19 protein-coding genes are annotated in these 23647 nt (G+C 62.4%); 11 read left to right on the top strand and 8 right to left on the bottom strand.

The features are described from left to right. Positions 1 to 38 precede the first annotated feature (38 nt). The 4 genes from QEH68_RS14745 to QEH68_RS14730 form a co-directional block, all read right to left on the bottom strand. A complete protein-coding gene (locus QEH68_RS14745) occupies positions 39 to 1067 on the bottom strand; it encodes a Tad domain-containing protein (RefSeq protein ID WP_280623244.1) in 1029 nt (342 codons plus the stop codon). After that, positions 1067 to 1474 carry a TadE/TadG family type IV pilus assembly protein gene (locus QEH68_RS14740; protein WP_280623243.1) on the bottom strand — a complete coding sequence of 136 codons (408 nt, stop codon included), beginning with the start codon at positions 1472 to 1474 and terminating at the stop codon, positions 1067 to 1069. Before QEH68_RS14740 ends, QEH68_RS14745 begins: the two co-directional genes overlap by 1 nt. A 116-nt stretch (positions 1475 to 1590) precedes the next feature. Continuing rightward, complete coding sequence (locus QEH68_RS14735; RefSeq protein ID WP_280623242.1) at positions 1591 to 1785, bottom strand: Flp family type IVb pilin; 195 nt, start codon at positions 1783 to 1785, stop codon at positions 1591 to 1593. A 325-nt stretch (positions 1786 to 2110) separates the two neighbouring features. Beyond that, positions 2111 to 2755: a prepilin peptidase gene (locus QEH68_RS14730; RefSeq protein WP_280623241.1), complete on the bottom strand. Its 645-nt coding sequence runs from the start codon at positions 2753 to 2755 to the stop codon at positions 2111 to 2113. A 287-nt stretch (positions 2756 to 3042) separates the two neighbouring features. Here QEH68_RS14730 and rplM point away from each other — a divergent pair, with 287 nt between their 5' ends. The 3 genes from rplM to glmM all read left to right on the top strand — a co-directional run bounded on the left by rplM (position 3043) and on the right by glmM (position 5552). After that, positions 3043 to 3486 (top strand): 50S ribosomal protein L13, encoded by a 444-nt coding sequence (gene rplM, locus QEH68_RS14725; protein WP_011775554.1) that lies wholly within the window; start codon positions 3043 to 3045, stop codon positions 3484 to 3486. 39 nt (positions 3487 to 3525) lie between these two features. Next, on the top strand, positions 3526 to 4032 hold the full coding sequence (gene rpsI / locus QEH68_RS14720) for a 30S ribosomal protein S9 (RefSeq protein ID WP_089595774.1): 507 nt from the start codon (positions 3526 to 3528) through the stop codon (positions 4030 to 4032). Positions 4033 to 4187: 155 nt separating this feature from the next. Next, positions 4188 to 5552, top strand: coding sequence for a phosphoglucosamine mutase (gene glmM / locus QEH68_RS14715; protein ID WP_280623240.1), 1365 nt, complete (start codon positions 4188 to 4190; stop codon positions 5550 to 5552). A 67-nt stretch (positions 5553 to 5619) separates the two neighbouring features. Here glmM and QEH68_RS14710 read toward each other — a convergent pair whose 3' ends face one another. Both QEH68_RS14710 and coaA read right to left on the bottom strand, forming a co-directional pair. Next, entirely contained in the window at positions 5620 to 6423 is an 804-nt protein-coding gene (locus QEH68_RS14710) for a M15 family metallopeptidase (protein WP_280628022.1), read from the bottom strand. A 67-nt stretch (positions 6424 to 6490) separates the two neighbouring features. After that, complete coding sequence (gene coaA, locus QEH68_RS14705) at positions 6491 to 7462, bottom strand: type I pantothenate kinase (RefSeq protein ID WP_011775550.1); 972 nt, start codon at positions 7460 to 7462, stop codon at positions 6491 to 6493. A 139-nt stretch (positions 7463 to 7601) separates the two neighbouring features. Between coaA and glmS the strand changes: the two genes are divergently transcribed. The 8 genes from glmS to QEH68_RS14665 all read left to right on the top strand — a co-directional run bounded on the left by glmS (position 7602) and on the right by QEH68_RS14665 (position 20293). After that, entirely contained in the window at positions 7602 to 9485 is a 1884-nt protein-coding gene (gene glmS, locus QEH68_RS14700) for a glutamine--fructose-6-phosphate transaminase (isomerizing) (RefSeq protein WP_280623239.1), read from the top strand. 4 nt (positions 9486 to 9489) lie between these two features. Further along, complete coding sequence (locus QEH68_RS14695) at positions 9490 to 9837, top strand: holo-ACP synthase (protein ID WP_011775548.1); 348 nt, start codon at positions 9490 to 9492, stop codon at positions 9835 to 9837. A 17-nt stretch (positions 9838 to 9854) separates the two neighbouring features. Then, on the top strand, positions 9855 to 11432 hold the full coding sequence (locus QEH68_RS14690) for an NAD(P)H-hydrate epimerase (protein WP_280623238.1): 1578 nt from the start codon (positions 9855 to 9857) through the stop codon (positions 11430 to 11432). A 69-nt stretch (positions 11433 to 11501) separates the two neighbouring features. Next, positions 11502 to 13781: a glycogen debranching protein GlgX gene (glgX, locus tag QEH68_RS14685; RefSeq protein ID WP_280623237.1), complete on the top strand. Its 2280-nt coding sequence runs from the start codon at positions 11502 to 11504 to the stop codon at positions 13779 to 13781. Continuing rightward, positions 13778 to 16090: a malto-oligosyltrehalose synthase gene (gene treY / locus QEH68_RS14680; protein ID WP_280623235.1), complete on the top strand. Its 2313-nt coding sequence runs from the start codon at positions 13778 to 13780 to the stop codon at positions 16088 to 16090. Before glgX ends, treY begins: the two co-directional genes overlap by 4 nt. Before the next feature lie 57 nt (positions 16091 to 16147). Next, complete coding sequence (treZ, locus tag QEH68_RS14675) at positions 16148 to 17917, top strand: malto-oligosyltrehalose trehalohydrolase (protein ID WP_207597609.1); 1770 nt, start codon at positions 16148 to 16150, stop codon at positions 17915 to 17917. Between the two features lie 81 nt (positions 17918 to 17998). Continuing rightward, positions 17999 to 19036 carry an L-glyceraldehyde 3-phosphate reductase gene (mgrA, locus tag QEH68_RS14670; protein WP_207594211.1) on the top strand — a complete coding sequence of 346 codons (1038 nt, stop codon included), beginning with the start codon at positions 17999 to 18001 and terminating at the stop codon, positions 19034 to 19036. A gap of 171 nt (positions 19037 to 19207) precedes the next feature. Then, on the top strand, positions 19208 to 20293 hold the full coding sequence (locus tag QEH68_RS14665; protein ID WP_207594210.1) for an inositol-3-phosphate synthase: 1086 nt from the start codon (positions 19208 to 19210) through the stop codon (positions 20291 to 20293). Positions 20294 to 20580: 287 nt separating this feature from the next. Here the strand turns inward: QEH68_RS14665 and QEH68_RS14660 are convergent, their stop codons facing one another. Together QEH68_RS14660 and mshA are read right to left on the bottom strand one after the other, a co-directional pair. Then, positions 20581 to 22269: a formate--tetrahydrofolate ligase gene (locus tag QEH68_RS14660; protein ID WP_280623233.1), complete on the bottom strand. Its 1689-nt coding sequence runs from the start codon at positions 22267 to 22269 to the stop codon at positions 20581 to 20583. 103 nt (positions 22270 to 22372) lie between these two features. Continuing rightward, the gene (mshA, locus tag QEH68_RS14655; RefSeq protein WP_280623232.1) at positions 22373 to 23617 is read right to left on the bottom strand and encodes a D-inositol-3-phosphate glycosyltransferase; all 1245 of its coding nucleotides are present in this window, start codon (positions 23615 to 23617) and stop codon (positions 22373 to 22375) included. Positions 23618 to 23647 lie beyond the last annotated feature (30 nt).

Genomic DNA, 23647 nt, shown 5'->3' with positions numbered 1-23647 from the left:
GAGTTTCGTGAGTTCGAGAGCAGCGACTCTGCGAGAAGCTACTCGGTGAGCAAGACGACGGAAGCCCCATAATTGGGAATGCCTCCGGTAACTTGCATGCCCTCTTCGAGGGACACAAAGCGTGAGAAAAACCCCTGGAGTCCACGGCAATTTCCCGTGCAGCTTGGTGCCAGGGGGTCCAGCACGGCCCCAGAGCCGCTGAACTTGTATCCGGTGACCTGGAATGCTGCAAAACCAACCAACGTGTATTTCGCATTGCTGCCATTGCCTGTGGCCGTCTTGAAGAGCGGTATCAGTGCCGGCTCGTCCATGATGGTGGAAAGGGCGGCCTCGCAGGCAGCAGCGTTAGGGAAGTGATTACCGGTTTGTCCATTGACAGTCGCGTCCAGATCGATGTCGGTGGAACACCCGGAATCGGTGACGAGCCAACCAAAGCCACCAGGTTGGTAGCCGTTTTGCACTGCACAGCCCGGCACGGTTGGCGCGTTCGTGTCGTAACGCAGGAGAATATGGGTCGGAACAGGATCGCCCGTGAAGTTTCCGGTGGAGTTCAGCGAAGCGAGTTGCGTGGGTGAAAGGTACTTCTTGAAAACGCACTCGCTCACGGTCCACGGCAGGGTAGAAGCCGCAGAAGGGGCCCCCCACGATGCTTCGGCTGAGGCATCTACGTTCGCAGTGTCGAACCCCATGGCCCTCGCAAAGAACAATGAGAAGCTGTTTTGCCCTGCGGTGTCCCTGGCATTGGTTACTACGCGTACGGTGGTGGCAGCCGGAAACGTGACGACTGCGCCGCTTGTGTTGTCGTTTGCGTTGCTGTTGGCGAACTGATTTCCAGTAGAAGTGCTGTTGCCACAGCTCCCGCCGGCACAGTCGGTGGCAATAGCCAACGCCGCGGCGTCGGCGCCATTCTGCAACTGGGCCTTCTCCGCGTACAGCGCACCGACGTCCACGGCCAAAGCTGCGAAGCCCAAAAGAACCACCATGAGCCCAGCGACCATGACGGTGGCGGCCCCACGCTCGTGTGTATCCCCTTGCCCGTCTTTCGCTGTTCGGCTGACGACCTGCACTAACCTCCGCATCTCATCACTCCCACTCCGGTCATGTTGATTGGAAAAATGCCTGGCGAACCAAAGAAGCCAGCGTCCAGGAAACCCGACATGGAGGGCAGCGAAACGCTCGTTGTCACTTCCACGTTGGAGCCGGGAGCGCAGCTGGAAGCGTTGTCAGTGACGGTGACTCCGAGACCGTCCAGCGACGGAGCGGCACCCAGTGCAGTGCCTTCTACGTCGAGGGAGCCGTCCTGGTAGTGCACGGCGGCGTGTCTCGCACCCTCACGAGCAGCTTGAGTTAGCGAAACTTGAACGTTTAGAACACGTCCAAACTCAATAATTCCGATCAAGATCAACAGCAGAAGAGGCAACAGAACTGCCATCTCCACGGCTACTGCGCCGCGCTCATTCTTCTTGGTTTTCACGACCGTCTCCCAGACCCAGATCCCAGTGGGGCAATTCACTAGCAGTGCTTAAGAAGAAATGGCCGGCGGTTGAGGCCTGAATTTGCGCCACGACCGCCGGCCAAGACCACGATGTTCTAGAGGTCACCGTTCACTTCGTTGAACAGTGCGGCGATGCCGCCGCCGAGGGTTGTTGCCGCGACTCCGACCACGACTGCGATCAGGGCGACCATGAGGCCGTATTCAACCATCGTCGCGCCCTTCTCTTCTTTGGTGAAGCGGTCCTTGACGCCGGCGATGTACGAGGTGATGGTGAACATAAGAGTAGACATTGGAGAGTCCTTCCCAGAATGAATGAACAGGTTGTTTTATAGGTCCAGCAAATTATCGGAATTTGCATTTATACGTTTCCCGAACTACCCCCATGTATCCTTTAGCGGTTCGGAATTCGATGAGATAAGAATTCACCCTGGGCGGTCGGCTGAACAATGCGTAGTTGTACTCGAATTCCTGATAAGGCCGGCACGTGGGCACCCGTAGGGGGTGGGAGGAGTACTCAGTTTCAGGCGCACGGAAGGTCAGGGACTACTTGGTTTTGACAGTAGCCTTATGAAAATCGCACTAAAGGGGAGTCGTGAAAGACTCACATGAAGGGCGCTACTGGAGTACCAGGATGACGCCGAGGGCCGCAGCGAACATGGCGGGTCCGTGAGCCGTCTCTATGGGCTTTTCCGCTGATCTCAGGCGCAACATCAGTACCGTCAGCACCCCGCCCACCACGAAACCCAGCAGGCCGCCGTAGAGTACTTGCCCCCAACCCAAGTACCCCAAGTACATTCCAACGGGTGCCGCAAGCTTCACATCGCCCATTCCGAGGCTCCCTGGCGAAATAAGTCCCAGAATCAGGTAGCCGGCGAACAGGATCGCCCCTCCTGCGAGGGCCCGGACGAGGTCTGGCCAGCCTGGCGCGAAGGCTGCGGGAGCCAGCAAAAGCAGCAGGCCACCCCCTAGCAAAAGCAATACCAAGGGGTTGGGCAGCAAATGCAGGGTGAAATCAATGCGGGAGAGCTGTACGCCGAAAAGAGCCAACAAAAGAAATGCCGGCAGGTCCAAAGAAGGGCCAAACCGCCACGCGAGCAAGCCAAACAGCAGCGAGGTGAGAGCCGCCGTCGTGATCCGGACCCTCGGGGAAGGTGGTCCGCCGAGCCGCGGCAGCCGCACTGAGATGAGCCACTCTGCAGCAGGGCTCAGGAGGAGGCCCGCGAGGGCGATAATGAGTGGAAAGGCGGGCCCGTCGGTCATGTGCTCTCCCTCAATCAGTGCCCAAGCCCCAAGGGCGATTACCCCATTTTGACCCGGGCGGCCCGTTGAAGGTATTGTTTAGAGTCGTTGTGCGTGTCCTATCTCGATGACACATGCCTTACGGGGGATCCAGTTGCAGGATCGCCAACTCCTGAGGCATTTCGAGATTCTGGGATGACTGGTACATAGAGCCCTCACCTCTGCTCCGGTAGCGCATACATAGTAGGTACACGCCTTATTGCGTGTCGCCTAAAACATGAACGCCAGAACAAGAACGAGGCAAAACCGTGCGTACGTACACCCCGAAGCCCGGCGATATCAACCGCCAGTGGCACGTCATTGACGCCACCGACGTTGTCCTTGGTCGTCTTGCCAGCCAGACCGCAACACTGCTGCGCGGAAAGCACAAGCCGACCTTTGCGTCCCACATGGACATGGGCGACTTCGTCATCATCATCAACGCTGAAAAGGTTGCCCTCACCGGCGCCAAGCTGGAGCAGAAGCGCGCATACCGCCACTCCGGTTACCCGGGCGGCCTGACCTCCGTCAACTACGCCGAGCTGTTGGAATCCAACCCGGTTCGCGCTGTTGAGAAGGCCATCAAGGGCATGCTCCCCAAGAACTCCCTCGCCGCTCAGCAGCTGGGCAAGCTCAAGGTCTACGCAGGCCCCGAGCACCCCCACGCCGCTCAGCAGCCGAAGACTTTCGAAATCACCCAGGTCGCCCAGTAGTCCTGGCCACCAACTAAACTTTTTATTACAAGGAGAACCGTGGCTCAGAACGAAGAACTGACCGCCGAAGCCGTCGAGGCTGAGGAAACCCTCACCAGCTACACCTCTGAAAGCACATCTGGTGAAGATGCGCCCAAGAAGGAACGCCCGGCACTGACCGTTGCCGGCGCAGCTGTTGGCCGCCGCAAGGAAGCCGTTGCGCGCGTTCGCGTTGTACCGGGTTCCGGCAAGTGGACCATCAACGGCCGCACGCTGGACAACTACTTCCCGAACAAGCTGCACCAGCAGGATGTCAACGAGCCCTTCAAGATCCTTGATCTCGAAGGCGCTTACGACGTCATCGCCCGTATCCACGGCGGTGGCATCTCCGGCCAGGCCGGTGCACTGCGTCTCGGTGTTGCTCGCTCGCTGAACGAGATCGACGTCGACAACAACCGCGCCACCCTCAAGAAGGCCGGTTACCTGCGCCGTGACGCCCGCGTCATCGAGCGTAAGAAGGCTGGTCTCAAGAAGGCACGCAAGGCTCAGCAGTACTCCAAGCGTTAATTCGCTTCGCCCCTGCATTGGGGCATCGAAAGCCCGTTCCGCCACTTCGGCGGGGCGGGCTTTCGCCGTTAAACACGGGCGTCGCACGGCGCGCATGTGACGCTCCGACACGCTCCTGAACTGATGGTGTCCCGGCGTCGTCTAAACTTGAGCCGATGTCTAGATTATTTGGAACAGATGGCGTGCGCGGTCTCGCGAACGGATTGCTCACCGCCGAGCTGGCTATGCAGCTTGCCCAGGCCGCCGCCGTCGTACTCGGCCATGACCGCACAACCAACGGCAAGCGGCCGCGCGCCGTCGTCGCCAGGGACCCCAGAGCGAGTGGCGAGTTCCTCGCCGCCGCCGTGGAAGCCGGGCTTTCCAGCTCCGGAATCGACGTCTATGACGCCGGTGTTCTTCCCACCCCGGCGGCCGCTTACCTGGTGGCAGATCTCGACGCCGATTTCGGCGTGATGCTGTCGGCCTCCCACAACCCCGCGCCGGACAACGGCATCAAGTTCTTTGCCCGCGGCGGCCAGAAGCTCCCGGACCACGTCGAAGACGCCATCGAGGCACAGCTCGGCAAAGAGCCGCAGCGCCCGGTGGGAGCCGACGTCGGACGCATCCAGCGTTTCTCCGACGCTGAGGACCGATACATCGTGCACCTGCTGGGAACGCTTCCCAAGCGCCTTGACGGCCTGAAGGTGGTCCTTGATTGCGCCCACGGTGCTGCGAGCGGTTGTTCACCCCAGGTGTTCAAGGACGCCGGCGCGGACGTCGTAGTGATCGGCGCTGAGCCGGACGGCCTGAACATCAATGAGGGCGTAGGCTCCACCCATCTGGGCCCGTTGAAGGAAGCAGTTCTCCAGCATGGCGCCGACCTTGGCGTAGCCCATGACGGCGACGCCGACCGTTGCCTCGCCGTGGACCACGAGGGCAATGAAGTGGATGGCGACCAGATCATGGCCATCCTTGCACTGGCCCTCAACGAGGCTGGAAAGCTCAAGGACAGCATCCTCGTGGCCACCGTCATGAGCAACCTCGGCCTCAAGATCGCACTCAAGAGTGCCGGTATCACCATCCGCGAAACCGGCGTCGGCGACCGTTACGTCCTCGAAGAAATGCGCAACGGCGGCTACAACCTGGGCGGCGAACAGTCCGGCCACGTGATCTTCTCCGATTACGCCACCACAGGTGACGGTGTCCTGACCGGCCTGCAGCTTGCAGCGCAGGTTGCACTGACAGGCCGCAGCCTCAAAGAACTCTCCACCGCGATGACCAAGCTCCCGCAGCTGATGATCAACGTCAAGGGCGTGGACAAGGCCCGCGCCGGTACCGACGAAGGTGTGGCGGCCGCTGTTGCTGCAGCCGAACTCGAACTGGGCGAAACCGGCCGCGTGCTGCTCCGCCCGTCGGGCACTGAAGCTCTGGTCCGCGTCATGGTGGAAGCCGCTGACATGGAAACGGCTGAGCGCATCTGCAACAGCCTTGCTGCAGTAGTTAAGGAACGCCTCGGCGCTTCCAGCGAGATGGCTGTCTAAAGAAGCCAGAACGAGCTTCGGCCCGCTCCCCTGCCTGGCAGGGGAGCGGGCCGAAGCCATTCAAGGACTAAAGGTAATCCGGGGCCGCTTCGAGGCCGAAATACTCTTCGAGCGTCACGATGCCCCGCGTGACCATGTCAGTTGCTGCCTCCACCCCGATGTAACGCAGGTGCCACGACTCGTAAAAGTACCCGGTGATGTCGTGGAACATCCATGGATAGCGGACCACGAAACCGAACTTATGTGCGTTGGCCTTCGCCCACACCGCTGCCGGTTGCTCAGCAAAACATGGCTGGAAGCTGCAGGCCCCACCACCGTCGGCAATGTCGAAGGACCAACCTGTTTGGTGTTCGGAGTGTCCCGGGCGGGCCGAGGCGCGGTCGGCTGCGGCTTGGCCCGTGCTGGCGACATAGCCGCCGTACGTGGCCACTTGGGTCGAGTAGGAGCGGTAGCCCGATGCCAACGCCATAACGACGCCTTCCGTCGCAGCAGCACCGAACATCTTTTCTGCGGCAGCCGCCGTCGTGCTGTTCAGCAGGGCGGCTTCGCCGCTGACGGCGAGGCGGATGTTCGGCTGTACCAGATCGGTTGGGACGAAGTCCTGGGGGTTGAGGGGGCGGTGTTTGTTGACGATGACCCAAGGGCTGGCGGGGTCCGACAGCGAATGCTGCGATGTAACGGCGCTGGAGGGCGCGGCACTGGAAGGCGTGGCGCTGGGCGACGGCGCGGCCGTCTCAGGCGCGACCGTTGCCGGATCCATGGCGGGGGAGCTGGAAGGGGCCGTAGAAGGCGCAGCAGCCCCACTGGCGGCGGTTGCGGCGGCGGGGGAGGGTGCGGCAGCTTCCGGCGTGCACGCGGACAACGCTGCCATTCCAGCGCCAGCGGCGATCAAACCTGCAAAAGCGCGCCGGCTGGGCAGCGGCTGGAGATCGGCCACCTTAGACCTTCCTCAGCAGCATGCGGCGTATGGAGTGGTCGGCGTCCTTGGTGAGAACCAGCTGGGCGCGCCCACGGGTGGGCAGCACGTTTTCTTCCAGGTTGGGTTCGTTGATGCGCTTCCAAATGCCGCGGGCGGTGGATTCGGCGTCGTCGTCGGACAGCGTGGCGTAGCGGTGGAAGTAGGATTCCGGCTGCGCAAAGGCGGTGGTGCGCAGTTTGCGGAAACGGTCCACGTACCATTCCTCGATGTAGGAGGTTTTGGCGTCCACGTAGATGGAGAAATCGAAGAAGTCGCTGACGGCCAGTCCTTGTTTTCCGTCCATCCGGGGGCGCGCGGGGGCAAGGACGTTGAGCCCTTCCACGATCAGGACGTCGGGACGCCGGACCACCACTTCCTTGCCCGGTACGATGTCGTACGTTACGTGGGAATACCAGGGTGCGCGCACTTCCTCGGCGCCGCCTTTGACTTCCGACACAAAGCGGAGGAGCCCCCGCCGGTCATAGGACTCAGGAAAACCCTTGCGTTCAAGAAGGTGCCGGCGCTTCAGCTCGGCCAAGGGGTAGAGGAAACCGTCCGTGGTGATGAGTTCCACGTTGGGGGTACCGGGCCATCGCCGGAGCATTTCCCGGAGCACGCGGGCGATGGTGGACTTGCCAACCGCCACAGAACCGGCGACGCCAATCACGAACGGAGTGCGCTGGGTCTGTTCGCCCAGGAACGTGGTTGTTGCAGCATGAAGCTGGTGGGAAGCCTCTACATACAGGTGCAGAAGCCGCGAAAGCGGGAGGTAAACCTCCCTGACTTCCTTCATGTCCAAGGGGTCGCCGAGGCCGCGGAGACGGAAGATGTCCTCTTCGTTGAGGGGCTGCTCCATCTGCGCTGCAAGCCTGGACCACGTTTGACGGTCCAGCTCTACAAACGGGGAAGCGCCGTCGCCATTAGCTTCGGTGCGTTGCAAAGTCACGCTCATGATTCTGCCCTCCACGCGGCGGATCAGGAAATGCACGACGACGGGAGGGTGAATTGTGGGGGCTGGACATCATAGCGGCAAGGGGAAGAGCTGGGATGTCCCACGTCAGTTGTTTGCGCTAGCCGTTAGGCTTGTACCCATGTGTGGAATCGTAGGCTATGTTGGCAATTCGTCTCGCAAGGCAGCTGGTCACAGCGCCCTTGACGTCGTCGTGGAAGGGCTGCGTCGTCTTGAGTACCGCGGCTATGACTCTGCAGGCGTCGCAGTGGTGGCTGACGGGGCAATCTCGTCCTGTAAAAAGTCCGGCAAACTGAGCAACCTGATCAGTGAACTGGAAGCAAATCCAGTACCTGAATCCCTGACCGGCATCGGCCATACCCGTTGGGCCACCCACGGCGGACCGACCGACCGCAACGCGCACCCGCACCTCTCTGACGGCGGCCGCCTTGCACTTATTCACAACGGCATCATCGAGAACTTCGCAGAGCTCAAGCAGGAACTGCTGGCCAAGGGCGTTACCTTCGAGTCCGAAACGGACACCGAGGTTGCCGCCGCGCTGGTTGGCGACATCTTCCGCACCCAGCTCAACGGCGACGGCGGAAACCTCACCGAAGCGATGCGTCTGGCCTGCCAGCGACTCGAAGGTGCTTTCACCCTTCTTGCAGTCCACGCAGACCAGCCCGACGTCGTCGTAGCTGCCCGCCGCAACTCCCCGCTGGTGGTTGGCCTGGGCGAAGGCGAGAACTTCCTTGGCTCCGACGTCTCCGGCTTCATCGACTACACCCGTCGTGCCGTGGAACTGGGCCAGGACCAGATCGTCACCATTACCGCGGACTCCGTGGAGATCACCGACTTCTTCGGCGCTCCCGCCGAAGGCAAGGAATACCACGTTGACTGGGACCCGGCATCTGCCGAAAAGGGTGGCTTCAACTCCTTCATGGAGAAGGAAATCCATGACCAGCCTGACGCCGTTGCGCAGACCCTCCTGGGCCGCTCGGACCTCGATGGCAAGCTGACCCTTGACGAGGTCCGTATCGATCCGGAGCTCCTCAAGCAGGTTGACAAGATCATCGTGCTCGCTTGCGGTACCGCGGCCTACGCCGGCCTGGTTGCCAAGTACGCAATCGAGAACTGGTGCCGCATCCCCACGGAGGTGGAGCTCGCCCACGAGTTCCGCTACCGCGATCCGATCGTCGACTCCAACACGCTCGTGGTTTCCATCAGCCAGTCCGGTGAGACCATGGACACGCTGATGGCCGTCCGCTACGCCCGTGAACAGGGTGCCAAGACGATCTCCATCTGCAACACCAACGGTTCCACCATCCCGCGCGAATCCGACGCTGTGCTCTACACGCACGCCGGTCCGGAAATCGCAGTGGCCTCCACCAAGGCATTCCTGGCGCAGATTACTGCCGCCTACCTGTTGGGCCTTTACCTGGCTCAGCTGCGCGGCAACATCTTCTCCGGCCAGATCAAGGACGTCCTCGCGGACCTCAACAAGATCCCGGCCAAGATCCAGAAAATCCTGGACAACGCAGGCCCCCTGCGCGAGCTCGCCCGCAGCATGAAGGACGAAAAGTCCGTGCTGTTCCTGGGCCGCCACGTCGGCTACCCGGTTGCCCTCGAAGGTGCTTTGAAGCTCAAGGAAATCGCGTACATCCACGCTGAAGGCTTCGCCGCCGGCGAGCTCAAGCACGGTCCGATCGCCCTGATCGACGACGGCCAGCCGGTCTTCGTTGTGGTGCCGTCTCCGCGCGGCCGCGACTCCCTGCACTCCAAGGTGGTCAGCAACATCCAGGAAGTCCGTGCACGTGGTGCCCGTACCCTGGTGATCGCTGAAGAAGGCGACGAGTCGGTCAAGGACTATGCAGAGCATGTGTTCTACGTACCTGAAACGCCCACGCTGCTGATGCCGTTGCTCACTACCGTTCCGCTGCAGATCTTCGCTGCTGAACTGGCCGGAGCCAAGGGCTATGACGTGGATCAGCCGCGTAACCTCGCCAAGAGCGTGACCGTAGAATAACGCCATGATTGTTGGCATTGGCGTAGACGTCGTAGACATCGAACGGTTCGGCCGGCAGCTGGAACGGACGCCCGGACTCCGGGACCGCCTGTTTGTTCCTGCCGAACGGGAACTCAACACCCGCTCCTTGGCCGCACGTTTTGCGGCCAAGGAAGCCGTGGCCAAGGTCTTGGGTGCTCCCGCGGGCATGAACTGGCAGGACTGCTGGATTGGTCTCGATGAGAACGGTCCTACAGTCCAGGTCAAGGGAACTGTGCTGGCAGTGGCCGAGGCCAAGGGCGTCAAGCGCTGGCACCTGTCCATGAGCCACGACGGCGGCATCGCTACGGCGACTGTCCTCGCCGAGGGCTAGACGGACTCTCAACAGCAATGATCAGCGCCTTCACCGGACAACAGATCAGGGATGCGGAACAACCGCTCCTTGACGCCGGTGAGGGCGCTGTTCTTATGCAACGGGCAGCGTTCGGGCTGGCCCAAGCCGTGGTGCGCGAGGTCAAAACCCGGCGCAGCCTGGCGGGTGCCGGCGTGACTGTCCTGGCAGGCAAGGGCAACAACGGCGGGGACGGTCTCTTCGCCGCGGCCCTGCTGGCCCGCCGGGGGATGCGAACGACGGCGGTACTCGCCTCGGCTGAAGTACACCCGGAGGCGTTGGCTGCTTTTGCCGCAGCCAACGGGAGGACCTTGTACCTCGAACCCGGGAATGCTGAAGAACTCGCGGTCCTGTGCGCCGCCGGCGATGTGGTCATCGATGCCCTGCTCGGGACGGGTGCGCGTGGGGGCCTGCGTGGCCCTTCAGCGGAACTGGTTGCGCGCCTCCAGGAACTGCGTCCACGGTTGGTAGTGGCCTGTGATCTCCCCAGCGGCCTGGACGCCAACAGCGGTGAAGTTCACTGGCCGGTGCTGGAAGCAGACGTCACAGTCACCTTTGGAGGCGTGAAGGCAGGGCTGATGACCGACCCCGGTGAGGGCAGTGCCGGGCGGGTGCACGTGGTGGAGATCGGCATCGAAGGATCGCTAACGTCCCAGCAGCCGGAGCTCCGCCGCCTCACCTCCCAGGATGTAGGGGCAGTACTGCCCCATCCTGGCCGCCGGGCACACAAATACTCCCGGGGTGTCCTGGGCGTCGTAGCCGGTTCGGTTCGGTTCCCCGGTGCTGCTGTTCTGGGTGTTCATGCCGCAGCCCTCGCAGGAGCGGGGATGGTGCGCTACGCCGGCCCCCAAACGGTGGGACAGTTGGTGCTCGCCCAAACCCCCGAAGCCCTCTGGGAACCCGATGAACCCGGCCGCGTCCAGGCGTGGTTGCTGGGCTCGGGCGTTGCTGGGGAAGAGCAGCTGGAGCGCGCGAGGGACGCTGCTGCGGCTGCCCTGGCCGCCGACGTGCCGGTGGTGGTGGATGCTGGTGCACTCAGCCTCCTTCCGGAGCGCTGCCCGCCCCATTGGATACTGACGCCACACGCTGGAGAACTGGCTACGCTTCTGGACTCCCTTCCGTCCACGGGGGAGGTAGCTGTGACCCGTGATGACGTGGAGTCGCGTCCGCTGCATTTCGTACGGCAGGCCGCCGAACAAACGGGCGCCACCGTGCTCCTGAAGGGAGCCACCACACTGGTGGCGTCGCCGTCGGGCGTTGTTTTCAGCCAATCCGAGGGCACCGCGTGGATGGCGACTGCGGGAAGTGGGGATGTCCTGGGAGGAGTGCTGGGCGCGTTGCTGGCGCAGAGCGCGGAAACGATCAAGGACGACGACGGCGCCTATGCCGGCTTGGGACTGGACGTTGCCGACCGCTGGGCTGCTGTGGCGGCTGTTGCGGCGAGCGTCCATGGACGCGCAGGAACGGCAGCGTCCGCGGAATTGGCCGGCGGCCCCATTACAGCGTCGGCGATCATGGCAGCGGTACCAGGCGTCATCGGTTCGCTCAACGCGGAATGCGACCGTCCAAGACCCTAAGGTTACTGTCCGTGTCATGGGTCATGAGTAGGCTTGCAGCAGTTGTTCGCATCATCAAGAGGAGAACGCATGGAAGTCTGGCCTGGATCGGCTTATCCGCTGGGTGCCACCTTTGACGGCACCGGCACCAACTTCGCGCTGTTCAGCGAGAAGGCCGAAAGAGTAGAGTTGTGCCTCTTTGACGACGACGGCGGGGAAGTCCGCGTGGAAGTCACCGAGGTGGATGGTTACGTATGGCACTGCTACCTTCCGCAGGTTCAGCCGGGGCAAAAGTACGGTTACCGTGTGCACGGCCCCTACGACCCCGACGCCGGTCAGCGCTTCAACCCCAACAAGTTGCTGCTGGATCCTTACGCCAAGGCCATCCACCGGCAGATCGACTGGGACCCGGCGCTGTTCTCGTACAACCTGGGGGACCCGGATTCCCGCAATGATGAGGACTCCGCACCGCACATGATGCTTGGCGTCGTCATCAACCCGTTCTTTGACTGGGACGGAGACAAGCTTCTGCGGATTCCGTACCACAAGTCGGTCATTTACGAGGCCCACGTAAAGGGCTTGACGCAGATGCACCCGGAGGTACCCGAAGAACAGCGTGGTACGTATGCCGGTGTGGCCCACCCTGCGGTCATCTCGCACCTGCAGAAACTGGGAATCACCGCCATTGAACTGATGCCGGTGCACCAGTTCGTCAACGACGGCATTCTGCAGGACAAGGGCCTGAACAACTACTGGGGCTACAACACCATTGGTTTCTTTGCGCCCCACAACAGCTACAGCTCCAAGGGCGATACCGGCCAGCAGGTCCAGGACTTCAAGGCCATGGTGCGTGCCCTGCACACTGCGGGCATCGAAGTCATCCTGGACGTGGTGTACAACCACACGGCAGAGGGCAACCACCTGGGCCCCACGTTGTCCTTCAAGGGGATTGACAACTCCGCGTACTACCGCCTGGTGGAAGACGACCAGAAGTACTACATGGACTACACCGGCACGGGAAACTCGCTGAATGTCCGGAGCCCGCACTCCCTTCAACTGCTCATGGACTCCCTGCGGTACTGGGTGACCGAGATGCACGTGGACGGTTTCCGGTTCGACCTCGCGTCCACGCTGGCCCGCGAGTTCTACGACGTCGACAAGCTTTCAACCTTCTTCGAACTCATCCAGCAGGATCCGGTGGTTTCCCAGGTGAAGCTCATCGCCGAGCCGTGGGACGTTGGTCCCGGCGGCTACCAGGTGGGTAACTTCCCGCCGCAGTGGACCGAATGGAACGGCCAGTACCGCGATACTGTCCGCGACTTCTGGCGCGGGGAACCGTCCACCTTGGGTGAATTCGCGTCCCGGTTGACCGGCTCCGCAGATCTTTATGAGCACTCGGGCCGCCGTCCGGTGGCATCGATCAACTTCGTCACGGCCCACGATGGCTTCACCCTGGCCGACCTCGTTTCCTATAACGAAAAACATAATGAGGCCAATGGCGAAGACAACAACGACGGCGAATCCCACAACCGCTCGTGGAACTGCGGCACCGAAGGACCCACCGAGGACCCCACAGTCCTGGGCCTGAGGGCGCGCCAACAGCGCAACTTCATCGCCACGCTGTTCCTCTCGCAAGGTGTACCCATGCTGCTCCACGGCGACGAGCTCGGCAGGACACAGCGCGGCAACAACAACGGCTACTGCCAGGACTCTGAACTGACGTGGATCAACTGGGAGAACGTGGACCAGCCGCTCATCGAGTTCACCGCTGCCGTGTGCGCACTGCGTGCCAAGCACCCCAGCCTTCGACGAAGCCGGTTCTTTGATGGACGCCCGGTGCTCCGAGGCGAAGGCGAACGTCTGCCGGACATCGTATGGTTGGACGCTGACGCGAGCACCATGAGTCCCTCGGATTGGGATGAAGCGCTGGGACGCTCCGTTGGTGTTTTCCTGAACGGCGATGGCATTCACGGCCGTGATAACCAAGGACGGCGCATTACCGACGTCAACTTCCTGCTCTACTTCAACGCGGATCAGGACGAGGTAGGCTTCCGGATTCCCTCGGATGAATACGCACCGGCATGGGATGTCATGATCGACACCGCCGGAGAAGGTGCCGAGGCGGGTGTCGTCAAGCCGGACCAGATCCTCATGGTCGGTGCCAAGTCCCTGGTAGTACTGCGTGCGCACAGCACTCCCGAGATAGAGCCTGACCACTCCGTGGCAGCATCACTGGCTGCGCTGACCCAGACGAGCACTCCGGAAACGGCATCCATCACGGCTCCTGCTGTGACGTCGCTGCCCTTCGACTACAAGGGAGACGCCCCGGCCGGCGAGGAGTCCGGAGCAACGAAGAAGGCGGATTCATGAGGACTCCCGTCTCGACGTACCGGCTCCAGATCCGGCCAGGACTGACACTTCAGGACGCGGCGGAGCTCACGGGCTACCTGCGGACCCTCGGGGTGGACTGGGTCTATCTCTCGCCCATCCTGACCGCGGAGGAGGGATCGGACCACGGCTATGACGTCACCGATCCCTCCACCGTGGATCCCTCACGCGGTGGTCCCGAGGGGCTCGCTGCACTTTCCAAGGCGGCCCGGGAACAGGGCTTGGGCATTCTGGCCGACATTGTGCCCAACCACATGGGTGTAGCCTCGGCCGGGCAGAATGCCTGGTGGTGGCAGCTCCTGAAGGAAGGACCCGGGTCCAAGTACGCCGAGGCCTTCGACGTCGATTGGGATTTCGGTGGGGGGAAAATCCGTATTCCGGTCCTGGGCAGCGATGAGGACTTGGAGCAACTCACTGTGGTGGACAGTGAACTGCACTACTACGATCACCGTTTTCCCTTGGCCGAGGGCACCTTTGCCCCTGGTGACAGTCCCCAGGACGTCCACGCCCGGCAGCACTACCAGCTCATCGGCTGGCGCAGGGCCGACGCCGAACTGAACTACCGCAGGTTCTTCGCGGTGAATACCCTCGCTGGTGTCCGGGTGGAGATCCCATGGGTCTTCGACGAGTCCCATGAAGAGATCGTCCGGTGGTTCCGTGAGGAACTGGTGGATGGGCTCAGGATCGACCATCCGGACGGCCTGGCGGATCCCGAGGGCTATCTGGCCAGGCTGCGGGAAGCAACGGGCGGCGCGTACCTGCTTGTCGAGAAAATCCTGGAGCCGGGGGAGCAGTTGCCGGACACCTTCGACTGCGAAGGTACCACCGGTTATGACGCCCTCGCTGACGTGGACCGGCTTTTCGTGGACCCCGCAGCTGAGGAATACCTCGATTCCCTCGACGCCAGGCTGCGGGATGCGGATGCCCCGGCGGACTACGAGGAGATGATCCACGGGACCAAGCGCCGTATTGCGGATGGCATCCTGCGGTCAGAGATTCTGAGGCTCGCACGCCTGGTGCCTCCTTCCATGGACTTGCCGGCGGACAAGGTGGCCGATGCCATCGCGGAAGTCATTTGCTGCTTCCCGATCTACCGCACCTACCTCCCGTACGGTCAGGACGTCCTGGTGGAATCCATCCGCCATGCCGCGGAAAACCGTGCAGATCTCAAGGCGGTATTGGAAGACCTGACGCCGTTGCTGCTCGATTCCACCGGCGCCTTGGCCCGGCGTTTCCAGCAGACCTCCGGCATGGTGATGGCCAAGGGTGTGGAGGACACAGCCTTCTTCCGCTACACCCGTCTGGGTACCCTCACCGAGGTAGGGGCCGATCCCACCGAATTCGCCGTGTCCAGCGGGGTCTTCCATGAGCGCATGGCCCGCCGCCAGCAGGTCCTGCCGTTGTCCATGACCACGCTGAGCACCCATGACACCAAGCGAAGCGAGGACGCCCGGGCGCGTATTTCGGTCATTTCCGAGGCCGTCCCGGAGTGGGAACTCTTCTTGGGGACAGTGCAGGAGTTGGCCCCGATTCCGGACGGCCCGTTGGCCGCGCTGGTGTGGCAGTCAATTGTTGGTGCGTGGCCGGCAGACCGCGGGCGTCTTCAGTCGTATGCCCTGAAGGCGGCGCGCGAGGCCGGTAACTCGACAAATTGGACCGACCCCAACCAGGACTTCGAGCGCCACTTGGCTGCCGCCGTCGACTCTGTCTTTGATGTGCCGGAGGTTGCAGCGGCGCTGGCCAACTTTGTCGCTGAGCTCGAACCGTACGGGACGTCCAACTCGTTGTCGGCCAAGCTGGTCCAGCTGACCATGCCCGGGGTTCCTGACGTCTACCAGGGCACGGAATTCCGCGACGGCTCCCTGACTGATCCTGACAACAGGCGGCCCGTTGACTTCCAGGCCCGCATGACTGCCTTGGCGGAGCTGGACAACGGCGCTGCGCCACAGTTCACCGATGAGGCAGCCAAGCTGCTGGTAGTGTCCCGTGCACTGCGGTTGCGGCGCGATCGGCCTGAGCTCTTCGGCGGATACCTGCCGGTGGTCGCACAAGGTACGGCCGCAGATCACGTAGTGGCCTTCGACCGCGGAGCTGATCGGCGCGGTGCCCTCACGGTTGCCACCCGACTGCCCAAGCGGCTTGCGCGGGAAGGCGGCTGGCGGGACACAACCATCGAATTGTCCGTCAACGCCCGGGACGAACTCACCGGACACACATACAGTGCCGGCACTGTCCAATTGGCCACGTTATTGGAGCAGTACCCCGTGGCACTGCTGGTGCCTACGGACTGATCCCCACCACCGCAAACATCACTGCAACGCACGCTTGAACACGCATAAGGGAGCATGATGCTGGAGCACGCTGCTGGAAAAAACCGCTACGACGTCTGGGCGCCGAACGCCGACTCGGTCCGGCTTGTTGCCGATGGACGTGAGTACCCCATGGAACACCACGACGCCGCCGCCCCGGGCTGGTGGCGGGCGCCGGCTGATGTGGCTGGCCAGGAAAGTGACGGTGTACCGTACGGGTACATCGTGGACGGAGAGGGTCCATTCCCTGATCCGCGCTCGCGGAGGCAGCCGGACGGAGTGCACGAGTTGTCCGCCACGTTCGATCCCTCCATCCATGAGTGGCAGGACTCGGCTTGGAAGGGACGGCAGCTCAAGGGAGCCGTCATCTATGAACTTCACCTGGGTACCTTTACACCGGAAGGAACGCTGGATGCCGCCGCTGCCAAGCTGGACTACTTGGTGGACCTTGGCGTGGACTTCATCGAGTTGCTTCCGGTCAACGGTTTCAACGGTGTCCACAATTGGGGCTACGACGGAGTGCTTTGGTACGCCGTCCATGAGCCCTACGGCGGCCCGGCGGCGTACCAGCGATTCGTGGACGCCGCGCATGCTGCCGGCTTGGGCGTCATCCAGGATGTCGTCTACAACCACCTTGGACCCAGCGGAAACTACCTGCCCAAGTTCGGCCCCTACCTGAAATCAGGGGAGGGAAATACGTGGGGTGACTCCGTCAACCTGGATGGCCCAGGCTCAGACGACGTCCGGCGCTACATCCTGGAGAACGCGGCGATGTGGCTCCGTGACTACCATGTGGACGGTCTCCGCCTCGATGCCGTCCACGCGCTGCGTGACGAACGGGCCGTCCACATTCTGGAGGAGTTCGGGGCTCTGGGCGATCAGATCGAGGCCGAGACGGGAATTCCCCGGACTTTGATCGCTGAGTCGGACTTGAACAACCCGCGCCTCATATATCCACGCAAGGACAACGGCTACGGACTTGATGGGCAGTGGAGCGACGATTTCCACCACGCCGTTCACGTCAACCTGAGCGGGGAAACCACCGGCTACTACGCGGACTTCGATTCACTGGCGGTCCTGGCCAAGGTGCTGGAGCATGGATTCCTTCACGATGGCAGTTACTCCAGCTTCCGCGGACGGCACCACGGCCGGCCCATCCGCAGGGATCTGGCGCACCCGTCAGCTTTGGTTGTCTGCCTCCAGAACCACGACCAAATCGGCAACCGCGCCATCGGTGACCGCCTCACCGCGTCGCTGTCCTATGGGAAGCTGGCCATCGGTGCTGTGCTGACCATGACATCTCCATTTACGCCCATGCTCTTCATGGGCGAGGAATTCGGTGCGTCTACGCCGTGGCAGTTCTTCACCTCCCATCCGGAGCCCGAGCTCGGGAAGGCTACCGCAGAGGGCCGCATCAAGGAGTTCGAACGCATGGGGTGGGACCCCGCGGTGGTGCCGGACCCACAGGACCCGGAAACCTTCCTCCGGTCCAAACTCAAGTGGGAAGAAGCCGGCGAGGGAAACCATGCACGCCTGCTCCAGCTGTACAAGGATTTAGCACAGCTGCGCCGAAACACCCCCGAGTTGGTGGACGGTGGCTTCGGCAGCACAGTGGTGGAATACGACGACGACGAACACTGGCTGCAGATCTCCCGCGGCACTGTCCGGGTGGTGTGCAACTTCGGTGACGAGGCACTCGGGACACCCCTCAGCGGCTCCATATTGTTGGCCACTGACCATGAAGCAGTCCTCGATGAGGGAACACTGACGCTTCCCGGCGGGAGCGCCGCCGTCGTGCGCGTCAACTAAGCCATACACAATCCGGGGTGACGGCGCCCACATGGCGGACACCGCCGTCACCCTGGATAGTGCAGTGGCAGGATGGTACGTATGACTTATTCGGCCGCGGAAAACCGCTACGAAACCATGCCCTACCGCCGCGTCGGACGCAGTGGACTCAAGCTCCCCGCCATCTCCTTGGGACTCTGGCACAACTTCGGCGATGACAAACGTTTTGACGAACAGCGTGCCATCCTGCGCCGCGCCTTCGATCTCGGTGTCAACCACTTCGACCTCGCCAACAATTACGGACCGCCGGATGGCTCAGCCGAGACCAACTTCGGGCGCCACCTGAAGGATGATTTCAAGCCGTACCGTGACGAACTGGTCATCTCCACCAAAGCCGGTTACTACATGTGGCCCGGCCCGTACGGCGAGTGGGGATCCCGCAAATACCTGATTTCCAGCCTGGACCAGTCGCTGGAGCGCATGGGCCTGGACTATGTGGATATTTTCTACAGCCACCGTCCCGACCCCGAGACTCCGCTGGAAGAAACAATGGGTGCCTTGGACTACGCTGTCCGATCAGGCAAGGCGCTCTACGCCGGGATCTCCTCCTACACCCCGGAGCAGACCCTTGAAGCTGCCCGGATCCTCAAGGAGCTCGGAACCCCGCTGCTCATCCACCAGCCCAGCTACTCCATGCTGAACCGGTGGACGGAGAACGGCACGCCCAATCTCTACGAGGCACTGGACCAAGTAGGCGCCGGTTCCATCGCGTTCTCGCCCCTCGCCCAAGGAATGCTCACCAACCGCTACCTCAACGGCGTACCGGCCGATTCACGGGCCGCCAAGGAGCGGTTCCTGTCCGAAGCGCAGCTGACCGAGGAGAAGCTGGACCGGGTCCGGGGATTGAACGCCATCGCCGAAGGTCGCGGGCAGACGCTGGCCCAGATGGCCATCGCCTGGATCCTGCGCGACCAGCCGAAGGGCTCGCCGGTGACCTCAGCATTGGTGGGTGCCTCAAGCGTGGCCCAGTTGGAGGACACGCTCAGTGCCATCAACAACCTGAAGTTCACCACTGATGAGCTGACGGCGATCGACGAGTTCGCTGTGGAGTCGGACATCAACCGGTGGGCCCAGAAGTAGCCTCGGAAGTTTCGCCATAAAACAGCAGGGGCCGGCCGGGAACAAAGCCGGCCCCTGCTGTGTTGGTTACAATGCAAGAGTGCGCCGAATGGCGCCGTGCCAATCAGTCGTGCCCTGGACTCAGTCAGGGCTGCGCCTGGCACATGAGGTTTAGTTCTCAAAAGGAGTTCCGTGTCTTCACATCCGATTCGTGTTGCCATTGTCGGCGTAGGTAACTGCGCCGCATCGCTGGTCCAAGGTGTTCAGTACTATCGCGACGCTGACCCCAAGGCCACGATCCCGGGTCTGATGCACGTCGAGTTCGGCCAGTACCACGTCAACGACGTCCAGTTCGTTGCTGCTTTCGACGTCGACAGCAAGAAGGTTGGACTGGACCTGGCCGACGCCATCGGCGCCAGCGAAAATAACACCATCAAGATCGCCGACGTCCCCGCCACTGGTGTCACCGTCCAGCGCGGCCACACCCTGGACGGCCTGGGCAAGTACTACCGCGAGACCATTGTTGAGGCACCGGACGAAACCGTGGACATCGTCGCAGCGCTGCGCGAGGCCAAGGCTGACGTCATGGTTTGCTACCTGCCCGTCGGTTCGGACCAGGCTGCAAAGTTCTATGCCCAGTGCGCCATCGACGCCGGTGTTGCGTTCGTGAACGCCCTCCCGGTCTTCATCGCCGGAACCAAGGAGTGGGCTGACAAGTTCACTGAGGCCGGTGTCCCGATCGTGGGCGATGACATCAAGAGCCAGATCGGTGCCACCATCACGCACCGCGTCATGGCCAAGCTCTTCGAAGACCGCGGCGTTACGCTGGACCGCACGTACCAGCTGAATGTCGGTGGCAACATGGACTTCAAGAACATGCTGGAGCGCGATCGTCTCGAATCCAAGAAGATCTCCAAGACCCAGGCTGTGACCTCCAATGTTGAGGCCGAGCTGCACGCCGATGACGTCCACATTGGGCCGTCCGACTACGTTGCCTGGCTCGATGACCGCAAGTGGGCCTTCGTCCGCCTCGAAGGCCGCAACTTCGGTGATGCCCCGGTGTCCCTCGAATACAAGCTCGAGGTTTGGGATTCCCCGAACTCCGCAGGTGTCATCATCGACGCCATCCGTGCCGCCAAGATCGGCCTGGACCGCGGCATCGGCGGCCCGCTGCTGTCTGCTTCCAGCTACTTCATGAAGTCCCCGCCGGAGCAGTTCAACGACGACCTCGCCCGCGAGAAGGTTGAGGCTTTCATCCGCGGCGACATCGAGCGCTAAACACCTCTGTCACACCAAACGCCCCCGTATCCGATACGGGGGCGTTTGCCATTCTCCGAACCTTCTCTCACGTCCCTCGGGTTTGGTGCGGACGCTCGCTCACATCCCTCGGGTTTGGTGCGGACGCTCGCTCACTTTTCTCAAAAGAGTGAGAGAGAGTTGGTTGGAAGGGCGCGGGATGTGAGAGAGCGTTGGCCGGAAGGGCGTGGGATGTGAGAGAGCGTTGGCCGGAAGGGCGTGGGATGTGAGAGAGCGCTGGCCGGAAGGGCGTGGGATGTGAGAGAGCGCTAGAAGAGGCCGGTGGGTTGTCCTTCGGCGTCCACGTCCATGCGCATCGCGGCCGGCTCCTTGGGCAGTCCGGGCATGGTCATGACAGCGCCGGTCAACGCGACAATGAACCCGGCGCCGGTCTTGGGGATCAGCTCGCGGACGTGCACGGTGAATCCCTTGGGCGCCCCCAGCCGGGAGGCATCGTCCGTGAAGGAATACTGTGTCTTGGCCATGCAGACGGGGAAGTCGGACCAACCGTTCTTTTCGATCTCCGCGAGGCGTTTCAGGGCGGGAACCGAGAACTCGACGCCGTCGGCCCCGTAGATCTCCTGCACGATGGTCCTGATCTTGTCCTCCACAGGGATTTCCAGCGGGTAGAGGTGGTGGAAATCGGAGGGCGCGCCAAGCGCAGCTGCGACCTTGGCAGCGAGGTCGTCACCGCCGTCGCCTCCGCCGCCCCGGCCCCAGACGTCGGCGACGGCGGCTTCAACACCTTCCGCGGCGCACCAGGCGAGCAGCCACTCCAGTTCCTCGGGGGTGTCCGTGGCGAACTTGTTGATGGAGACAATGGGGGAGATACCGAACTTGGCGACGTTGCCGACGTGTCTCCGGAGGTTCTCCACCCCGGCGGCCACGGCTTCGACGTTCGGTCGGCTGAGTTGGTCCTTGGGGACCCCGCCCTGCATCTTGAGGGCCCTGATGGTCGCAACCACCACGACGGCGGATGGCGCCACCGCGGCGATTCTCGCCTTGATGTCCATGTACTTTTCGGCGCCGAGGTCTGCTCCGAATCCCGCTTCGGTGACCACGATGTCTGCGAGTTGCATGGCCGTGCTGGTGGCGATCAACGAGTTGCAGCCGTGCGCGATGTTCGCGAACGGGCCACCATGGACCAAAGCCGGTGTCCCGGCGATGGTCTGGACGAGGTTGGGCTTGATGGCGTCCTTCAACAGCATGGTCAGGGCACCCTCAACGCCGAGGTCGGCAACGGTGACCGGCGCGCGATCGTAGGTGTACCCAAAGGTGATCCGACCCAGCCGCGAGCGGAGATCGTCCAGGTCCGTGGCCAGGCAGAAGACCGCCATAATTTCGGACGCGACAGTGATGTCGAAGCCATCCTGCCGGGGCACGCCCTGCACAGGCCCGCCGAGGCCGATGACTACTTCCCGCAGGGCACGGTCGTTCATGTCCAGCACGCGTTTGAAGGTCATGCGGCGGGGATCGATACCGAGTTCGTTGCCTTGGAAAATATGGTTGTCCACCAGTGCCATGAGGGCGTTGTTGGCGGAAGTGATCGCATGGAAGTCGCCGGTGAAGTGCAGGTTGATGTCATCCATCGGCAACACCTGCGAGTAACCACCGCCGGTGGCTCCGCCCTTCATGCCCAGGATGGGACCCAAGGATGGCTCGCGCAGGGCGATCATCACTTTGTGTCCCGCGCGTGCCAGCGAGTCTGCGAGCCCCACGGTGGTGGTGGACTTCCCTTCACCCGCCGGGGTGGGGGACATGGCAGATACCAGGACCACCTTGCCAGGTACTGTGCGTGCCGGGAGTACCAGTTTGGCCGGATTGATCTTGGCCTTATAGGGCCCATACAACTCAAGGGCATCCACTGTGATGCCCGCGCGTTGGGCGATGTCCACAATGGGCAGGATGGTGGCGTTGCGGGCAATTTCAAGATCAGACATGACCTTGTTCTCAGACATCGTTGTCCTTCGGCTGGGTGTCCCCGCAGCGGGGTTGGTGCTGCAGGCGTTGGTTCGCTGTGCGCGACAATCTATCAGTCCCGGCGGGGGATCCGGCGAAGACTCAGCGCCGGGGAACCAGCAGGCCACCTACTGCTTCGCGGTAGCTTTCCAAGGTGATGGCTGCCGTCCGCTGCCATCCGAAGGATTCGGCATGGGTGGCCGCCAACCGGCCCATGTCTTCCCGGGTCTGGACGTCATCGTAGAGGTCTTCCAGGGCGTCTGCCCAGTCGGAGGGGTCGTGCCCGTCCACCAGCATGCCCGTGCGCCCGTCGGAAATGGCGCGGGACAGGCCACCCACATTGGTGGCCACCACAGGTGTACCGCACGCCTGTGCTTCCAAGGCCACCAAACCGAAGGATTCGCTGAACGAGGGCATGACAACGACGTCTGCTGAACGGAACCAACTGGCCAGCTCCGGCGCCACGACAGGCGGCCGATGAGTGACGACGTCGGCCAGTCCGGCGTCTTCGATGATGTGTTGAAGGTTGAAATCCTTGGCCCCGCTAAGAGATCCCAGAATGGTCATCTCAAGGTCAATGTCCGGCCTGCGCTTGCGCAGGATTCCCGCGGCTTTGACGAACACCTGGGGGCCCTTGAGCCGCTGGATGCGGCCGGCGAAGAGGATATGGAAACTGTCCGGCCTGACATCCCGCAAGGATCGTGACTTCCGCCGGAAAGACGGTGTGAACACTTTGAGGTCCACGCCCGGCGGCGCGACGTCGATCCGGTCAAGATCGGCACCGTAGTGGGACACCAGTTCTTCGGCCTCGGCAGGAGTGTTGGCCACCAGCCGGGCTGCGCCATCCACAACCCGCTGCTCACCCTCCTCGCGGCGCCGGGGCTCGGGGCGTTCGCCGGATTCGAGGACCAGGTTTTTGACCTTGGCCATGGTGTGCATGGTGTGGACCAGCGGAACACCCCAAAGCTGGGCCAACTCAAGCCCTGCCACCCCGGAAACCCAGTAGTGCGAATGGATGGCATCGTAGCGGCCGTGAAGTTGGCTTCCCCGGATCCTGTCGATTTCTTCCACCATCTGATGCAGGAGGGCAGGCAATTCTTCTTTGGGCAGTTTCCGGCGCGGCCCGGCCATGACGTTGTGGACGCAGACGCCGGGACCTGGATGCTCGACGGCGGGTTGGCCCGCTTTGGTGGAACGGGTAAAGATCTCCACCTCCACCCCGGACTCCGCGAGTGCCATGGCCAACGCCCGGACGTAGACGTTCATTCCACCGGCATCACCGGCACCCGGCTGCTCCATGGGGGAGGTGTGCAAGGACAGGAACGCCACACGACGGATCAACGGCACCGCATTCCTCCTGACACTCACAGCAAACAG

This window comes from Paenarthrobacter sp. OM7 (assembly GCF_029873575.1).
Lineage (GTDB): Bacteria > Actinomycetota > Actinomycetes > Actinomycetales > Micrococcaceae > Arthrobacter.
The sequence above is the reverse complement of the archived record's forward strand: the minus strand, read 5'-3'. Positions and strand labels throughout refer to the sequence as shown.

Coding starts and splice junctions, on each gene's coding strand:
- QEH68_RS14735 (WP_280623242.1), bottom strand. CDS start 1,785: ATGTCTACTCTTATGTTCACCATCACCTCGTACATCGCCGGCGTCAAG.
- QEH68_RS14730 (WP_280623241.1), bottom strand. CDS start 2,755: ATGACCGACGGGCCCGCCTTTCCACTCATTATCGCCCTCGCGGGCCTC.
- glmM (WP_280623240.1), top strand. CDS start 4,188: ATGTCTAGATTATTTGGAACAGATGGCGTGCGCGGTCTCGCGAACGGA.
- QEH68_RS14710 (WP_280628022.1), bottom strand. CDS start 6,423: ATGGCAGCGTTGTCCGCGTGCACGCCGGAAGCTGCCGCACCCTCCCCC.
- coaA (WP_011775550.1), bottom strand. CDS start 7,462: ATGAGCGTGACTTTGCAACGCACCGAAGCTAATGGCGACGGCGCTTCC.
- glmS (WP_280623239.1), top strand. CDS start 7,602: ATGTGTGGAATCGTAGGCTATGTTGGCAATTCGTCTCGCAAGGCAGCT.
- QEH68_RS14695 (WP_011775548.1), top strand. CDS start 9,490: ATGATTGTTGGCATTGGCGTAGACGTCGTAGACATCGAACGGTTCGGC.
- QEH68_RS14690 (WP_280623238.1), top strand. CDS start 9,855: ATGATCAGCGCCTTCACCGGACAACAGATCAGGGATGCGGAACAACCG.
- glgX (WP_280623237.1), top strand. CDS start 11,502: ATGGAAGTCTGGCCTGGATCGGCTTATCCGCTGGGTGCCACCTTTGAC.
- treY (WP_280623235.1), top strand. CDS start 13,778: ATGAGGACTCCCGTCTCGACGTACCGGCTCCAGATCCGGCCAGGACTG.
- treZ (WP_207597609.1), top strand. CDS start 16,148: ATGCTGGAGCACGCTGCTGGAAAAAACCGCTACGACGTCTGGGCGCCG.
- mgrA (WP_207594211.1), top strand. CDS start 17,999: ATGACTTATTCGGCCGCGGAAAACCGCTACGAAACCATGCCCTACCGC.
- QEH68_RS14660 (WP_280623233.1), bottom strand. CDS start 22,269: ATGTCTGAGAACAAGGTCATGTCTGATCTTGAAATTGCCCGCAACGCC.